Annotated in this window: 15 protein-coding genes and 3 tRNA genes; 13 read left to right on the top strand and 5 right to left on the bottom strand. The window is 71.0% G+C overall.

Annotation, left to right across the window (positions count from 1 at the left end; genetic code table 11):
- Positions 1–63 precede the first annotated feature (63 nt).
- Genes AB0I91_RS03725 through AB0I91_RS03715 form a run of 3 tightly spaced genes read left to right on the top strand, consistent with a single transcriptional unit; the run spans position 64 to position 7474 of the window.
- Complete coding sequence (locus tag AB0I91_RS03725; RefSeq protein ID WP_498776163.1) at positions 64–645, top strand: hypothetical protein; 582 nt, start codon at positions 64–66, stop codon at positions 643–645.
- Entirely contained in the window at positions 645–2642 is a 1998-nt protein-coding gene (locus AB0I91_RS03720; RefSeq protein ID WP_499635044.1) for a flotillin family protein, read from the top strand. Before AB0I91_RS03725 ends, AB0I91_RS03720 begins: the two co-directional genes overlap by 1 nt.
- Entirely contained in the window at positions 2639–7474 is a 4836-nt protein-coding gene (locus AB0I91_RS03715) for a DNA repair ATPase (protein WP_498776168.1), read from the top strand. Before AB0I91_RS03720 ends, AB0I91_RS03715 begins: the two co-directional genes overlap by 4 nt.
- 57 nt (positions 7475–7531) lie before the next feature.
- Here AB0I91_RS03715 and AB0I91_RS03710 read toward each other — a convergent pair whose 3' ends face one another.
- Positions 7532–8050: an excalibur calcium-binding domain-containing protein gene (locus tag AB0I91_RS03710; protein WP_499635041.1), complete on the bottom strand. Its 519-nt coding sequence runs from the start codon at positions 8048–8050 to the stop codon at positions 7532–7534.
- 127 nt (positions 8051–8177) lie between these two features.
- Between AB0I91_RS03710 and AB0I91_RS03705 the strand changes: the two genes are divergently transcribed.
- The 3 genes from AB0I91_RS03705 to AB0I91_RS03695 all read left to right on the top strand — a co-directional run bounded on the left by AB0I91_RS03705 (position 8178) and on the right by AB0I91_RS03695 (position 10424).
- Positions 8178–9014 carry an oxygenase MpaB family protein gene (locus AB0I91_RS03705; RefSeq protein ID WP_499612897.1) on the top strand — a complete coding sequence of 279 codons (837 nt, stop codon included), beginning with the start codon at positions 8178–8180 and terminating at the stop codon, positions 9012–9014.
- A gap of 165 nt (positions 9015–9179) precedes the next feature.
- On the top strand, positions 9180–10007 hold the full coding sequence (locus AB0I91_RS03700) for a glutamate ABC transporter substrate-binding protein (RefSeq protein WP_498776177.1): 828 nt from the start codon (positions 9180–9182) through the stop codon (positions 10005–10007).
- A 213-nt stretch (positions 10008–10220) separates the two neighbouring features.
- Entirely contained in the window at positions 10221–10424 is a 204-nt protein-coding gene (locus AB0I91_RS03695; RefSeq protein ID WP_015105489.1) for a cold-shock protein, read from the top strand.
- A 130-nt stretch (positions 10425–10554) separates the two neighbouring features.
- Here the strand turns inward: AB0I91_RS03695 and AB0I91_RS03690 are convergent, their stop codons facing one another.
- Both AB0I91_RS03690 and AB0I91_RS03685 read right to left on the bottom strand, forming a co-directional pair.
- Complete coding sequence (locus AB0I91_RS03690; protein ID WP_498776179.1) at positions 10555–10794, bottom strand: hypothetical protein; 240 nt, start codon at positions 10792–10794, stop codon at positions 10555–10557.
- 336 nt (positions 10795–11130) lie between these two features.
- The gene (locus tag AB0I91_RS03685; protein ID WP_499612892.1) at positions 11131–11526 is read right to left on the bottom strand and encodes a hypothetical protein; all 396 of its coding nucleotides are present in this window, start codon (positions 11524–11526) and stop codon (positions 11131–11133) included.
- 164 nt (positions 11527–11690) lie between these two features.
- Here AB0I91_RS03685 and AB0I91_RS03680 point away from each other — a divergent pair, with 164 nt between their 5' ends.
- The 5 genes from AB0I91_RS03680 (at position 11691) to AB0I91_RS03660 (ending at position 13309) form a co-directional block, all read left to right on the top strand.
- Complete coding sequence (locus AB0I91_RS03680; RefSeq protein WP_123745109.1) at positions 11691–11936, top strand: hypothetical protein; 246 nt, start codon at positions 11691–11693, stop codon at positions 11934–11936.
- A gap of 159 nt (positions 11937–12095) precedes the next feature.
- The gene (locus AB0I91_RS03675) at positions 12096–12842 is read left to right on the top strand and encodes an SCO6745 family protein (RefSeq protein ID WP_499635039.1); all 747 of its coding nucleotides are present in this window, start codon (positions 12096–12098) and stop codon (positions 12840–12842) included.
- A 154-nt stretch (positions 12843–12996) separates the two neighbouring features.
- A tRNA-Glu gene (locus AB0I91_RS03670) sits at positions 12997–13069 on the top strand.
- Positions 13070–13123: 54 nt separating this feature from the next.
- Positions 13124–13197: transfer RNA gene (locus AB0I91_RS03665), tRNA-Asp, on the top strand.
- Positions 13198–13232: 35 nt separating this feature from the next.
- Positions 13233–13309, top strand: a tRNA-Phe gene (locus AB0I91_RS03660).
- Between the two features lie 44 nt (positions 13310–13353).
- Here the strand turns inward: AB0I91_RS03660 and AB0I91_RS03655 are convergent.
- Positions 13354–14103: a protein phosphatase 2C domain-containing protein gene (locus tag AB0I91_RS03655; protein ID WP_498776589.1), complete on the bottom strand. Its 750-nt coding sequence runs from the start codon at positions 14101–14103 to the stop codon at positions 13354–13356.
- Positions 14104–14168: 65 nt separating this feature from the next.
- Between AB0I91_RS03655 and AB0I91_RS03650 the strand changes: the two genes are divergently transcribed.
- Both AB0I91_RS03650 and AB0I91_RS03645 read left to right on the top strand, forming a co-directional pair.
- On the top strand, positions 14169–14381 hold the full coding sequence (locus tag AB0I91_RS03650) for a helix-turn-helix domain-containing protein (protein WP_077010893.1): 213 nt from the start codon (positions 14169–14171) through the stop codon (positions 14379–14381).
- A complete protein-coding gene (locus tag AB0I91_RS03645) occupies positions 14378–14914 on the top strand; it encodes a Clp protease N-terminal domain-containing protein (protein WP_498776185.1) in 537 nt (178 codons plus the stop codon). Before AB0I91_RS03650 ends, AB0I91_RS03645 begins: the two co-directional genes overlap by 4 nt.
- Here the strand turns inward: AB0I91_RS03645 and yczE are convergent.
- The gene (gene yczE / locus AB0I91_RS03640) at positions 14883–15512 is read right to left on the bottom strand and encodes a membrane protein YczE (protein ID WP_498776187.1); all 630 of its coding nucleotides are present in this window, start codon (positions 15510–15512) and stop codon (positions 14883–14885) included. The two genes, AB0I91_RS03645 and yczE, sit on opposite strands and share 32 nt — an antisense overlap.
- Positions 15513–15569 lie beyond the last annotated feature (57 nt).

The following is a 15569-nucleotide window of genomic DNA, read 5'->3' as shown; positions in this document are numbered from 1 at the left end:
CGTTGCGTCATTCCCCTCAGTTCTCCGCCGAAAACGGGTTAGGGTCCCGCGAAAGGGGGGTACATGGGGGAGTTCTTCGCGGCATCGCTGGGATTCCCGGTGGCCGTGCTCAGCGTCCTGCTGGTGATCGTGGTGGCCTACTGGCTGCTCGTCGCCTTCGGCGCGGCGGACGCGGACTGGGTCGAGCTGGACATCGGCGGCGTGCCCGCGACCCTCGGCATCTCCTTGCTGATCGCGGTGTCCTGGTTCGCCTGCCTGTCCGGCGTCGTCCTCCTCGAACCGGCCTCGGTGCTCGCGGGCACCGGCGTGCTCGGCGGGTCGCTCGCCGTCGGCCTGGTGCTGACCCGGCTGGCGATGACGCCGTTGAAGCGGCTGTTCCCGGCCGACCCGCCCGCGTCGCGCCTGGACTTCATCGGTCGCACCTGCGTCATCCGCACGGGCCGCGTGACCCAGACGTTCGGCCAGGCGGAGGTCACCGCCGCGGACGGCTCCTCGGCCGTCGTGCAGGTGCGCCAACCGGGCGCGGACGCGCTCACCGCGGGCACCACCGCACTCATCTTCGACTACGACGTGGACGGCGAGTTCTTCTGGGTCGCGTCCCTCGAAATCGGACACGACCCGACTCTCACACGGGGGGACCACTGATGGACGTCATCACCACCGGCTTCGGCATTCTCGTCGCCGTCGTCCTGGTCGTCGTCATCGGCCTGCTGATCCTGATCAGCCGCCTGTTCCGCAAGATCGACCAGGGCAAGGCGCTGATCATCTCCAAGGTGCGCAAGGTGGACGTCACGTTCACCGGCGCCGTGGTGCTGCCGGTGCTGCACCGCGCGGAGATCATGGACATCTCGGTGAAGACCATCGAGATCCGCCGCGCCGGGCAGGAAGGCCTGATCTGCCAGGACAACATCCGCGCCGACATCCGGATCACGTTCTTCGTGCGGGTCAACAAGACCGTCGAGGACGTCATCAAGGTCGCCCAGGCCATCGGCACCGCGCGGGCGAGCGACGAGCAGACGCTCCAGGAGCTGTTCAACGCCAAGTTCTCCGAGGCGTTGAAGACGGTCGGCAAGCAGCTCGACTTCATCGACCTCTACACCAAGCGCGACGAGTTCCGCGACCGGATCATCCAGGTCATCGGCACCGACCTCAACGGCTACAGCCTCGAGGACGCGGCGATCGACTACCTCGAGCAGACGCCGATGGCGCAGCTCAACCCGTCGAACATCCTCGACGCGCAGGGCATCCGCAAGATCACCGAGCTGACCGCGATCGAGCACGTGCGGACCAACGAGTTCACCCGGCACGAGGAGAAGGAGATCACGCGCCAGAACGTCGAGGCGCGCGAGGCGATCCTGGAGCTGGAGCGCCGCCAGGCGGACGCGGAGATCAAGCAGAAGCGCGAAGTGGAGACGATGCGGGCCCGCGAGGAGGCGGAGATCGCCAAGGTGCAGGCCGAGGAGCGCCTCAAGTCGAACACCGCGCACATCCGCACGGACGAGCAGCTGGGCATCCAGAGCGAGAACAAGGCGCGCGAGATCGCGGTGGCGGAGAAGAACCGCGAGCGCGTGATCGCGATCGAGACCGAGCGCATCGAGAAGGACCGGATGCTGGAGGTCATCGGCCGGGAGCGGGAGACCGAGCTGTCCCGCATCGCCGCGGACAAGGAGCTGGAGGCCGAGAAGCGGTCCATCGCCGAGGTGGTGCGCGAGCGCATCGCGGTGGAGAAGACCGTGGCCGAGCAGGAGGAGATCATCAAGCGGCTGCGCGCGGTCGAGGAGGCCGAGCGGCACCGCCAGACCGTGGTGATCCGGGCCGAGGCCGAGGCGCAGGAGGGCCTGGTCAAGGACATCAAGGCGGCCGAGGCCGCGGAGCAGGCCGCGAAGTTCAAGGCCCGCGAGGAACTGCTGCTCGCCGAGACGCGGCAGCAGGCCGCCGAGCTCGACACCCGCGCCATGATCCGGCTCGCCGAGGGCAAGCAGGCGGAGGCGGCCGCGGTCGGCCTCGCCGACGTGCAGGTGCGCGAGCGCGACGCGGAGGCGATCGAGAAGGTCGGCCGCGCCGAGGCCGCGGTGGGCAAGGAGAAGGCGCTGGTCGAGGCGCTCGCGATCCGCGAGAAGCTGAAGGGCGAGGCCGAGGGCCTGGCCGACAAGGCGGGCGCGATGGCCGCGCTGGACGACGCCACCCGCGAGCACGAGGAGTACCGGCTGCGGCTGGAGACGGAGAAGGAAGTCCGGCTCGCCGGGATCGACGTGCAGCGGCAGGTGGCCGAGTCGCAGGCGCTGGTGCTGGCGGCGGGCCTGGAGAAGGCCGACATCGACATCGTCGGCGGCGACAGCATGTTCTTCGACCGGATCGTCGGCGCCATCACGATGGGCAAGCAGGTCGACGGGTTCGTGGAGCACTCCGACGTCGCGCAGACCCTCGCCGGGCCGTGGCTGAACGGGACGGCGAGCTTCACCGACGACATCGGCAGGCTGCTCGGCTCGATCAGCACCGGTGACGTGAAGAACCTGACGGTGTCCGCGCTGCTGCTCAAGCTCATCAACTCCGGTGGGCCCGACGAGGGCAAGCTGCGCGAGCTGCTGGCCGCCGCGCAGCGCCTGGGCGTGGCCGAGCGGCCGGTCGCCTCGCTGTCGTGACCGCGCCAGTGGAGGCGTCGCCGGCGCCGGTGACGTTGGAGGCGGGCACCTACGAGGTGCTGCGGGCCCGGCTGGCCGAGCAGGCGGCCGGGCTCGCCCGCCGGGCGCAAGCGCTCAACGCGCGCCGGCTGGAGGCGTTCGGCAGCGCCGAGCTGACGTTGCTGGGCACCGAGCGCATCCGCACCGAGCACAACTGCGTGCCGCGCGACGTGGTGCAGGTGGCCGGGCTGATGCTGTTCGGCTACAACGTCTTCATCGGCCTCAAGCCGGAGACGACGGTCGACGACGTGTTCTCGCTGCACCGCTTCACCCGCGACGGCGACGCGTTCCGGTTCGAGGACGCGGGTGACGACGAGCTGCCGGGCCTGCTGCGCGACCCGCGGTTCGAGCGCGACTTCGCCGAGCTGTACCGGTACTACCGCGACACCAGGCTGATCCAGCTGCGCCGGGTCGAGGGCCGGTTGCTCGCGGTGTTCCAGACCGGCGCCCGCATCGGGGACATCCGGGTGCTGCGCTGGCAGGTCGGCGTCGACGGCACGGTCGAGTACCTGGACAACCGGGGCGAGCGCGACCACGTGTTCCCGCCCTCGCACGACTTCGAGTGGGTCGTGACCGGCCGCGAGCACCACGTGCTCGGCAGGCACCCGCACATCTCGATCGAGGACGAGGTGTTCGTCGAGACCATCGGCGGCGACCTCACGATCAAGGTGGAGAACAACACCGAGACCGGCGAGGGCGTCTACACCGAGCCGGTGGACGAGCCGCTGCAGTCGCTGGCCGACGGCGAGGTGCAGTACGCGCGGGTCGGCTCGCTGATCCTGCTGCGCATCCGCCCGTACAACGAGACCGCGTGGCGTCACCTGGTGTTCAACACGCGCACCCGGTCCGTGGTGCGGCTCGACGGCATCGGCCAGGCGTGCCAGCGGCTGCCCGAGGACCAGGGCCTGATCTTCCCGGGCGGCTACTACCTGGCCACGGGCGTGAACAAGACCTTCGACACCCCGGTGGACGAGCTGGAGTTCGAGCGGGTCATCCGCTCCACCAACGGCGAGGACGTGCTCTACGTCTTCCACGCCCGCCGCGACGGCCGGTCGCTGCTGCTGCCGTACAACGTGATCCGCAAGGAAGTGGCGAACCCGCTGTCGTGCCACGGGTACTCGCTGTTCGACGACGGCACGCTGGTCGTCTTCCGCGCGATGAGCGACGAGCCGACCCGCGTGCACCCCATGCAGGTGTGGCAGACCCCGTACGTGTCCGACGCCTACGCCGCCGCGCAGCCGGTCGGCACGGGACCGCTGGAGCGGGTCGGGAACGCCGACCTGGTGCGCGGCATCTCCGACTGCCTGTCGGTGAGCCGGATGGTCGGCGAGATGGCGCCGTCCGTGCCGGTGTTCGAGGACCTGATCTCCTCGTGCACCAGGGTGTTCGACGCCTACCACTGGCTGGGCGACGCGGAGCTGGAGGACCTGCGCACGCCGTTGACGCAGGTCCGGGCGACGGCCGAGCAGGTGCTGGACGAGTTCGAGGCCGTGCAGGAGCTGACCGACCAGGCGGCGACGGCGGTGGCCGAGGCGGACGCGGGGATCGCGTCGATCCTGCGCCGGGTGCGCGGCGAGGTGCCGACGACCGCCGACGCCTGGGTGCGGCAGCTGGCCGACCTGCGGCAGGCGCAGGGGCACCTGGTGACGTTGAAGGAGATGCGGTACGCCGACGTGGCGCGCATCGACGCCCTGGTGTCGTCGCTGGACGACGAGCTGGGCGGCACGGCGCGGCGCGCGGTCGAGCACCTGCGGCGCGACGACGCGTTCACCGGCTACCACGAGCAGGTCGAAGCGCTGGTCGGCGCGGCGGACGCGATCGGCACGGTCGCCGAGGCCGAGCCGGTGGTCGAGGAGCTGGCGCAGCGGCAGCGCGGCCTGGAGGTGCTGACCGAGGTCGTCGGCTCGCTCGACATCGCCGACGCCACCGTGCGCACGTCGATCCTGGAGCGCATCGGCGAGGTGCTCGGCGGGCTGAACCGGGCGCGGGCCACTGTGGACGGTCGCAGGCGCGCCCTGCTGGCCACCGAGGGCCGGGCCGAGTTCGCCGCCGAGTTCGCGCTGCTCGGCCAGGCGATCACCGGCGCGCTGGCGGTGGCGGACACGCCGCAGCGGTGCGACGAGCAGCTGGGCCGGCTGCTGCTGCAGCTGGAGAACCTGGAGTCGCGGTTCGGCGAGTTCGACGACTTCCTGACCCGGCTCGGCGACAAGCGGACCGACGTCTACGAGGCGTTCTCGTCGCGCAAGCAGGCCTTGCTGGACGACCGGGCCCGGCGCGCCGACCGGCTCGCCTCCTCCGCCGACCGGATCCTCGTCAGCGTGACCAGGCGGGTGGCGTCGCTGGGGTCGTTGGACGAGGTCAACACGTACTTCGCGTCCGACCCGATGGTGGCGAAGGTCCGCTCGGTGGCCGAGGAGCTGCGCTCGCTCGGCGACCAGGTGCGGGCCGAGGAGCTGGACGGCCGGGTGCTGGCCGCGCGGCAGGAGGCGGGCCGCTCGCTGCGCGACCGGCTGGACCTGTTCGACGGCGAGACGATCCGGCTCGGCAGGCACCGGTTCGCGGTGAACACCCAGCCGGTGGACCTGACCCTGGTGCCGAAGGACGGCGAGCTCGCGTTCGCCATCACCGGCACCGACTTCCGCTCGCCCGTGCGCGATCCCGCGTTCGCGGACACCAGGCCGTTCTGGGACCAGCTGCTGGTGTCGGAGACGGCCGAGGTGTACCGGGCCGAGCACCTGGCCACCTCGATCCTGGCCACGCACCCGTTGGACGGGCTGCACGCCGCCGTCACCGAGGACCGGTTGCCCGACCTCGTGCGGCAGGTGGCGGAGTCGCGGTTGGACGAGGGCTACGAGCGCGGCGTGCACGACCACGACGCGGCGCGGATCCTCGACGTGGTGCTGCGGCTGCACGCGGGCGCGGGCGTGCTCCGGTACCCGCCGTCCGCGCGTGCGGCGGCGCAGCTGTTCTGGGCTTCGGCGGACGAGGCCGACCGGGCCCTGTTCGAGCGGCGTGCGGCGTCGCTGGGCCGGGCGCGGGCGGCGTTCGGGCACACGGCGGCGATCGACGAGCTGTGCGCCGAGCTGTCCGAGGCGGCCGGTGACCCGTTGGCGGGCGAGTACCTCTTCGAGGAGCTGTGCAGCGCGCCGTTCGGGTTCGCGACGAGCGCCGGAGCGCGCGCTCTGGTGGACGCGTTCCACCGGGCGTTGGGCGGGCGCAAGGAGTTCGACGAGGACCTGCGCGCGGTCGGCGACCTGGACGTGCGGCGGCGGTTGGTGCAGGGCTGGTACGAGGCGTTCCTCGGCGGCCGCGTCGAACCCGACCTGCCGGAGGCGGTGGCGCTGGAGCTGTGCCGGGACCTGCCGCGGCACGAGTCGTCTGCGCAGCTGACGGCCACCGCGGACGGCCTGCTCGGCACGCACCCGCGGATCGCCGACCGCGCGCTGGAGATCCGGCTGGACGAGCTGCTGACCCGCACGCGCCGGTTCCGCGAGGAGCGCGTGCCCGCCTACCGGGCCTACCAGCGCCGGCGCAACGAGGTCGTGGCCGCCGAGCGCGCGCGCCTGCGCCTGGACGAGTTCCAGCCGAAGGTGATGAGCGCGTTCGTGCGCAACCGGTTGCTGGACGAGGTGTACCTGCCCCTGATCGGCGACAACCTGGCCAAGCAGCTCGGCGCGGCGGGCGACGGCAAGCGCACCGACCAGATGGGCCTGCTGCTGCTCATCTCACCGCCCGGCTACGGCAAGACGACGTTGATGGAGTACGTGGCCAACCGGCTCGGGCTGGTGTTCGTCAAGGTCAACGGCCCGTCGCTGGGCCACGACGTGACGTCGGTCGACCCGGCGGACGCGCCGAACGCCACCGCGCGGCAGGAGGTCGAGAAGATCTCGTTCGCGCTGGAGGCGGGCAACAACGTGCTGCTGTACCTGGACGACATCCAGCACACGTCGCCGGAGCTGCTGCAGAAGTTCATCTCGCTGTGCGACGCGCAGCGGCGGATGGAAGGCGTGTGGGACGGTGGCACGCGCACCTACGACCTGCGCGGCAAGCGGTTCGCGGTGTGCATGGCCGGCAACCCCTACACCGAGTCGGGGCAGCGGTTCCGGATCCCCGACATGCTCGCCAACCGCGCCGACGTGTGGAACCTGGGCGACGTGCTGTCCGGGCGCGAGGACCTGTTCGCGTTGAGCTACATCGAGAACGCGCTGACGTCGAACCCGGTGCTCGCGCCGCTGTCCACCCGCGACCGCGGTGACGTGGAGCTGCTCGTGCGGATGGCGCGCGGCGAGGACGTGCGGGCCGACCGGCTCGCGCACCCGTACTCGTCGGTCGAGCTGGAGCAGGTGCTTTCGGTGCTGCGCAAGCTGGTGCGCGTGCAGGAGGTCGTGCTGGCGAACAACCAGGCCTACATCGCCTCGGCCGCCCAGTCCGACGCCTCGCGCGTCGAGCCGCCGTTCCAGCTCCAGGGCTCCTACCGGAACATGAACAAGCTGGCGGAGAAGGTCGTGCCGGTGATGAACGACGCCGAGCTGGCCGCCGTGATCGACGACCACTACGCGGGCGAGGCCCAGACGCTGACCTCGGGCGCCGAGGCGAACCTGCTGAAGCTGGCCGAACTGCGCGGCACCCTGACGCCGGCCCAGGCCACCCGCTGGTCGGAGGTCAAGCAGTCCTACGTCCGCGCCCAAGCCCTGGGAGGCTCCACCGACGACCCGACCACCCGCACGGTCGGCGCCCTCTCGCTCCTGACGGACCGCGTCGGCACCGCCCTCGACCGCCTGGCCGACCGCTGAACGCGCGTGTCCCACGTCCAGGTCCCTTGAGTTCAACGCCCAGGTCGGCGCGGACCGTCAGTCGGCACGTTCGCAGGCGATGCCGTCCCGGTCCCGGTCGAGGTAGTGGCGGTCCCAGCCGATGACCTCGATCCGCGTGATGCCCTGCTCGTACAGCCACTCGCACGGCCGCGACACACCGCGCGGGAACCGCCACGGCACGCACGGGCCGTCGGTCACGTACGAGTGGTCGCAGTTGTCGCCCCACGACGGACGCGTGGACGTCGTGCTCGACGTCGTGCTGGACGACGGAGGCGGCTCGGACGTCGTCGTCACGGGGACGGTGCTGACCGTGGTGATCGGCGGCGCGGGCCGCTGCGCGGGCGGCGGGACCACCACGGGGACCGTCGTCGGCCGCGCGATCTCCAGCGTGGTCGTGTAAGTGGCGCTGAGCACACCGGGCTCCACCGGGCTCAGGTGCACCTGGCGCGCGTCGACCGGTCGGGGCTCGTTCACCGTGAGCGCCAGCGTCACGAGAGCGCCCGTCGCCAGTAACAGCGCCGCGCCGGCGAAGGCGACACTCCTGCCACTGCTCATCCAACACCCGTTCCAGGCTCCGCGGTGTCACGTGGAATCGTCCACACCGCTGAAGGCGTTACGCCCCAGCCCGTTCCGGCAGGTCGCAAGGGGTGACGGGAACGGCACATCATGACACGATCGGGTGGTGGACGTCGGGATGCTCGGACCGGGAACCGTCACCTGGCAGCTGCACGCCGACCCCGCGATGTGGGTCGCCGGCATCACCAGCCTCTACCTCCAGGCGCTGCACCCGCGCGCCGTCGCGGCCGTCGTGCAGAACTCCACCTTCCAGCAGGACCCGCTCGGCCGCCTCCTGCGGACCGCGGACTTCGTCGGCACGGTCAGCTACGGCTCCACCGAAGAGGTCGAACGGGCCGCGGCACGCGTCCGGGGCGTGCACCGCACCCTGCGCGCGAAGGACGCCACCGGCAAGAGCTTCCGCATCGACGACCCCGAACTGCTGCTCTGGGTGCACTGCGCCGAGGTGCACAGCTTCCTCACCGTCCTGCGGCGCGCCGGCTACCGCCTCACCGACGCCCAGGCCGACCGCTACTACACCGAGCAACGCCGCACCGCCGCCCTCGTCGGCCTGCACGAGGACGAGGTGCCCGGCAGCGCCGCCGAGATGGCCGACTACTTCGCCGCCACGCTGCCCGAGCTGAAGCGCACGTCGGACTCCGAAGTCGTGTACCGGTTCCTGCACCGCCCGCCCCTGGACGGCGTGCTGCGGCTCAGCCTGGACGCCTACGAGCCGCTGCTCGGCCACCTCGCGTACTCCGTGCTGCCGCCGTGGGCCATCGCCCTGCACGGCCACCGCCCGTACGCCGAACCCGCCGCCACGGCCTTGCTGCGGGCCGTCCGGGCCGCCGCGCTCATGGTGCCCGCGCCGATCCGCTGGGGCGTGCCCGAAGGCCACGTGAACAAAGCGATACGGCGGCTCGGCCTGCGGGTTGCGCCCCGGCGCGCGCTCCTCCCGTCCTAGCCGGGAGTAGGCGGACTCACAGCGCCGATTGCTCCGTACGGCGTAGTGGCATGGACCACTGCGACTTTTATCGCATCTAGAGGACCGCTCGGTTTGCTTAGCATGGCCAACGTCCGGCGCGTCGATCCGCGCCGCTTCCCGAGCACCCCGAGAGGTTCGCACCTCATGCTGTTCCGACGACTGCTGCCCGCGACCGCCCTGGTCACGGCCCTCTCCCTGATCGCCGCGTGTGGCGGCGCGAGCGACGACACCCTGGCCGGCAAGGCCGACGACGGCGAGCTGACCATCGGCATCCGGTTCGACCAGCCGGGCCTCGGTCAGCGCAGGCTCGACGGCAAGTTCGTCGGCTTCGACGTGGACGTCGCCAAGTACGTCGCCGCCCAGCTCGGCGTCGACGAATCCGGCATCACCTGGCGCGAAGCGCGCTCCGCCGACCGCGAGAAGCTGATCGAGAACGGCGAGGTGGACTTCGTCGTCGCCACCTACTCGATCACCGACAAGCGCAAGGAGCACGTGTCCTTCGCCGGCCCGTACTTCGAGACCGGACAGGGCGTGCTCGTCCGCTTCAGCGACGACGAGATCAGCGGCCCCGAGACGCTCAACGGCAAGAAGCTGTGCTCGGTCACCGGCTCGACGTCCGCGCAGAAGGTGAAGGAGCAGTTCGCCCAGGACGTGCAGCTGGTGGAGTACGGCCAGTACTCCGACTGCGTCGTCGCCCTGCTCGCGGCCAACGTCGACGCGGTCACCACCGACGAGGTGATCCTCGCCGGGTACGTGGCGGAGAACCCCGAGCTGCTCAAGCTGGTCGGCACCCCGTTCACCACCGAGCGCTACGGCATCGGCCTGGCCAAGGACGACGCCAAGGGCCGGTCGGACGTCAGCGCGGCCATCGAGAAGATGGTCGGCTCCGGCGAGTGGCGGTCCGCGTTGGAGCGCAACATCGGGCAGGCCGACGTGCAGCTGCCGGAACCACCCAAGGTGACGGAGAAGTAGCTGTCCGGTGGACCAATGACTTCGGGGGTGTAGTGCTGGGCGTCACCAACCGATACGCTCAGCCACGCAGGCCGTGGTTTCTGTGTTCGTGTCTCACGCTCGCGGAACGACACGCGGGCGTGCCGTCCCCACCCTGAGCGGTGGGGGAAACGCCCCGGGACGGCCGGGGCTGCACGGTGCAGCCCCAAGCTTTCCTGCGATGGAGGCAGGTACATGGCACTGGGCACTGTCAAGTGGTTCAACTCCGAGAAGGGCTTCGGCTTCATCGCCCAGGAGAACGGCGGGCCGGACGTCTTCGTGCACTACTCGGAAATCCAGGGCCAGGGGTTCCGCACCCTGGAGGAGAACCAGCGGGTCGAGTTCGAGATCGGCCAGGGCACCAAGGGTCCGCAGGCCCAGAACGTGCGCAAGGTCTGATCGCGGCAGATCGTTTCCGATCCACGTCTTTTCGCACCAACGGCGCAGGCCCCCGACCGGGACGGTCGGGGGCCTGTTCGCGTTCGGGCCCGGCTTCGGGTGCCGGGGCGTTCGGTGTCGGCGGGCGGTGCTAGTAGCCGCGCTGGCGGGCTTCCCACTCCAACCGCTGCATGACCCACTCGGTGGCCAGCGCCTGGGGGGACGTCTGCCGCTCGGCGGCCAGTTCCTTCAGCTGCTCGTTCGCCATCAGCTGGAGGCGGAGCTGGTAGACCTGCGCGGTCCCGAAGCTCGTGCCGGCCGTCGTCTCCGCGTCCGTCGTCTCCGGGGCGAGGGCGGCCAGGTACGACTCCAGCTCCTCGTCGGCGGGCACGGCTTCTTCCTGTTCACGCGCGGGCGGGCGATGCCGGCCCGACTTCGACCGTCCAAGGGATCCAAGAGGCACGGCGACACGATAACGGTTGGATTGCGGAACCGGCGACACTGTGGCCTGGGTCACAGATGTGTGCATGGAGAGGCCCCCGCGCCAGGGGGAGGAACGCGGGGGCCGGAGGGGATCTCCACAGGCGCTGACCGGGGGTGTGTCAGCAATTCGGATTGTTGCACGCGCACGTGGGCCTGGGGAGTGGGTTGGACCGAAATCTTCAGGTAGTCGATGCGTCGAACCCTGTGCTCAGCCCGTTTTCGTCCGTTGGTCGCGCCCGGGGTGCTACCCCTTGGGGGTATCGGACTCGTCCGGTGGCGGCTCGAGGTTGGTGATCTCGCCCTCCAGCCGGTGCACCAGGTCCTCCAGGCCCGCGAGCATCCCGTCGAGCTGCTTCATCTTGTCGCTCATCAGCCGGTCGATGTCCGCCTCGATCGCGGACAGCGACAGGCTGCCGAACAGTTCCTGCGGGTTCGCCGCCGGTGGCGGCCCGGCGGCTGCGGCGGTGTCGGCGTTCTGGGCGGTTTCGGGCTCGGCCGCCGCGGTGGGCTCCGGCGCCGTGGCCTCGGGCCCGGCCGTCTGGGGCTCTGCGGTTTCGGGCTCGCCTGCGGGCGGCGGCGTGGCGGTCGCGTCGTCCGCCACCGCTGGTTCCGGCGTCTGCCCCGGTACCGGTTCGGTCATGGGTTGCACCCTCCTCGTTCGCGACAAGCACATCACGCGCCGCTTGACACCAAGTGGCCTACACGGAAAGTGACGCTGCGTCGCCCCTGAATCACTCTCCGGGGGGCTGCGGTGGTTCGATGGGCTCGCTTAGCCTCGCGCCAACCTCAAGTCGGGGAGGCGTCATGAGCGGGTCTCTAGAAGTGCGTCAGTTCCTGTGGAACCAGGACGAGACGATGTCCAGGCCGGGCGGCGGTGGGGTGCCTGCCCAGCGAACCGGTGAGCCGTCGAGGATCTCGGACGAGCAGGTGCACCGGGCTCGGCTGTCGGTGGCGCGCGGCGCCACCAGCGCCGAGGACTGCCGGTTGCTGCTCGACATGCTCGGGCTGTCGCCGGGCGAGGACGGGGGCGTGCCGCCCGTGCAGCGGTAGGACGCCGAAGTCGCGGCCCCTTCGGGACTCGTCCACGAAGGGGCCGCCGTCACCTGGACACCCTCGAAACCCGGCCTCATCGCGGCGCCGACCCGAAGCCGCGCACTTCGCGCTGCCCGCGCATTGCCGGCCGCCGGAGTTTTGTGACAGTGTTACGAAATGCTCTCCACCGCTCGGCTGACCAGGGAACCGCTGGTCGAGATCGCCGGCTCGTTCATGACCTCGCCCGAACTCGCCGCCCGCGAGGAAGCCGCCGGCCTGCCGCCGCGCACCCTCTACTTCCGCGGCCGCACGGCGGTGCTCGGCAACCCGTCGCCCGGCGTGGTGGCCTCCGTGCTCGGCATCTTCCCCGAGTGGCTGGTCGAGAAGGCGCTCGTGCGCGCGTTCCCCGCCGACCGCGCGATCGAGGCCTACCTCGGCGGGTGCTGGGACTGGTCCCGCAACCACCTCGCCGGGACGCCCGAGCCCGCCCGCTTCGCCGAGCTCGCGTTCGCGGTGGTCGACGGCGCGGAGGCGTCCGCCTTGCCGCTGTTCCGCGGCTGGCGCGAGGCAGCACGTCCCGACGACGGCCCGGCCGCGCTCGGTCACGCCCTGATGGTGCTGCGCGAGCTGCGCGGCGGGCTGCACTTCGCCGCGCTGCGCGCCGTCGGGCTCGACGTGACCCAGGCCGTCGCGCTGGACCCCGGTGGCGGTCGCGGGCGGCTCCTGCGCACGGGGTGGCGCCCGGAGGACGCGGAGGCGCTGCTGGCGTCCGTGGCGGACCGGCCGGACCTGGCGGCGCGGTGGCGGCGGGCCGAGCAGCTGACCGACGACCGGTTCGACGACGCGCTGGCCGTGCTGTCCGACGCGGAACGGGCGGAGTTCGCCGACCGACTGCTCGCCCCGGTGACCCCGACGCGCGGGTGAACCGCCGCGAACGGGGGTGGAATCGCAGGTCAACACCGTGTGCCACCCCCGTTTTGGAGGTGTGGACCCTCGTGCCCTATGCTTACGATGCTTCCACCGGACAGCGTGGAGGGCCTGGGAAAGAAGGTGGCCCAAGGGCTGCCGGAGGAACTAGGTCCCCATCGTCTAGCGGCCTAGGACCCCGCCCTTTCAAGGCGGTAGCGCGGGTTCGAATCCCGTTGGGGGCACGCAGTACCGCAAGTGCAGTACAGTGACGATCGACAAGATGAAGTAGTGCGCAAGGCCCAGTGGCGCAGTTGGTTAGCGCGTCGCCCTGTCACGGCGAAGGTCGCGGGTTCGAGTCCCGTCTGGGTCGCAAGGCAGTTCGGCCGGTTGGTCGATCCGCTACCTGGCCAGGTAGCTCAGTTGGTACGAGCGACCGCCTGAAAAGCGGTAGGTCGGCGGTTCGACCCCGCCCCTGGCCACCAGAACGTCAGAGAAAAGCCCCTCCGCTCACCGCGAGGGGCTTTTCTCATTTCCCGGTGTCGAATCGGATGACCGCCAGCGCCTGATCGTCGTGCACTTTCGGCCGGGGCCACTTCGTGCGATCCGCGTCACCCTCTTCGGCCGCGCGGATCTCGTCCAGCACGGCTTCCGGCCCCAATTCCGACGTGATGTGCAACACGGTTTGCCAGTCCGCGAACAAGCCGTAGTCGTCCACGCCGCAGGACACGCCGTCGGTCGCCATCAGCACCGCGCGGACCCGGTCACGCGGCCACCTCGCCCGCACGGCCCGGTGCGCGGCGGCCGGGTCCGCCTCCGCCACCCACCAGCCGTGCTCGCGGTTGCGCCAGTCGGTGATCCGGTCGACCCGGCCGCGCAGGTCGCGCAGCCGGTGGTCGGCGACGACCTCGACGCCGGCGTCGGTGAACACCACGACCGGGCTGTCCGCGAGCACCAGGACGTCGACGGCGGTGGCGGTCCAGCGCGTGATCGCGACCGTGCTGGACGGTGAGTCCCCCGGCGTGAGGCCGTGCGTGGCCGCCAGTCGTGCGATGGCGCGGGCGAGCTGGTCGGCCAGGTCTTGGTCATCGGTGACGTGGGTCAGCTCGGCGGCCAGGTGGCGGGAGTGCCAGCCGCCGTCGCGCTCACGAGGGGTCGGCGAGGTCGCGCCGTCCAGCAGCACCACGGCGTTCGGCAGTCGGACGATCCGGTCCTCGGTCGGGCGCGGCAGGCCGTCGCGGCCCACTCCGGCCCGTTCGGCGGTGGTGATCTCCGGCATCGTCACCGAGCCTAGTGTGTCAACCTGGGTTGACAACCCCGCCCGTGTCAACCAAAGTTGACGGCATGACGGAAGCGACCGAGCTCGCCTCGGCGGCGGGCGACCAAGATCCCAGGGTCGGGCTGCGAGCGGTCAGCGCGCTGCGCCGCCTACTGGAAACACTCGAAGCCGTGCAGGTGCGCAACGCCCGCGCCCGCGGCTGGTCCTGGCAGGAGATCGCGGCCGAACTCGGGGTCACCCGACAGGCCGTCCACAAGAAGCACGGGGGAGACCGATGATCGGGGAACGGTTCACCAGGGCCGCCCGCCAAGCCGTCCACGACGCCGTCGTGCAGGCCGAACGGCTCGACGCGCCCGAGATCGGGCCCGAGCACCTGGCGCTGGCGCTGCTCGACGCGCCGGTCCTGGCCGAGTTCGAGCTCGCACGTGACGAGGTGGTCGACGCGTTCGCCGCCGCGCGCCGCAAGGGCGGGCTCAGCGACGCCGACACCGAGGCGTTGCGGCGGCTCGGCATCGACGTCGACCAGATCGTGGCGTCGGTCGAGCGCAGCCACGGCGAAGGCGCGCTGGCCGGGGCGCCGACCCGTCGGCGGCGGCGGTTCTTCGGCAACCACCTGCCGTTCACCGCGGCGGCCAAGAAGACGTTGGAGCGCAGCCTGGTCGAAGCGCGCGACCTCGGCCACGGCACGCTCGGCCAGGAGCACCTGCTGCTGGCGCTGCTGGCGCAGGGAGGGCTGGTGGCCGAGGTGCTGGAGGCGCGTGGCGTGAACTACGTGGAGGTCAGGAAGCGGGTCGCTCGCTCACCCAGGTGACCAGCGGGAGGAACAGCTGCGTCAGCGGGCCGATGGTGAAGGCGTACAGGACGGTGCCGACGCCGATCGTGCCGCCGAGCAGCCAGCCGATGCCGAGCACGGCCACCTCGACCACCGTGCGCACCAGGCGCAACGAGATCCCGGTCCGCGCGCAGAAACCGGTCGTCAGGCCGTCGCGCGGGCCGGGGCCGAGGCGGGCGCCGATGTAGGTGGCGGCGGCCAGGCCGTTCAGCACGATGCCGGCGGTGAGGAACAGGATGCGGGGCAGGAGCCCGGTCGGGGTCGGCAGGAGGAACAGCGTGACGTCCACCGCCAGGCCGATGACGACCACGTTGGCGACCGTGCCGACGCCCGGCTTCTGCCTGAGCGGGATCCAGCAGAGCAGGACCACGGCGCCGACGATGGCGGTGATCAGGCCGAAGGACAGCCCGGTGATCTTGGTCAGGCCCTCGTGCAGCACGTCCCACGGGTCGAGGCCGAGGGTGGCGCGGATCTGCAGCGCCATGCTCGCGCCGTAGAGCCACAGCCCCACCAGCAGTTGCGGGACGCGGCGGACGGGCGAGACGGAGACCGGGACCTGGGTGAGCGCGGCGAGCATGTGGCCATCCTTCGTCCAGATTGGCCTTGTATTCCAGAGCCAATCCGCAATAATTGG

Source organism: Actinosynnema sp. NPDC049800, assembly GCF_040656635.1.
In the GTDB taxonomy this organism is placed as follows: Bacteria; Actinomycetota; Actinomycetes; order Mycobacteriales; family Pseudonocardiaceae; genus Actinosynnema.
The sequence above is the reverse complement of the archived record's forward strand: the minus strand, read 5'-3'. Positions and strand labels throughout refer to the sequence as shown.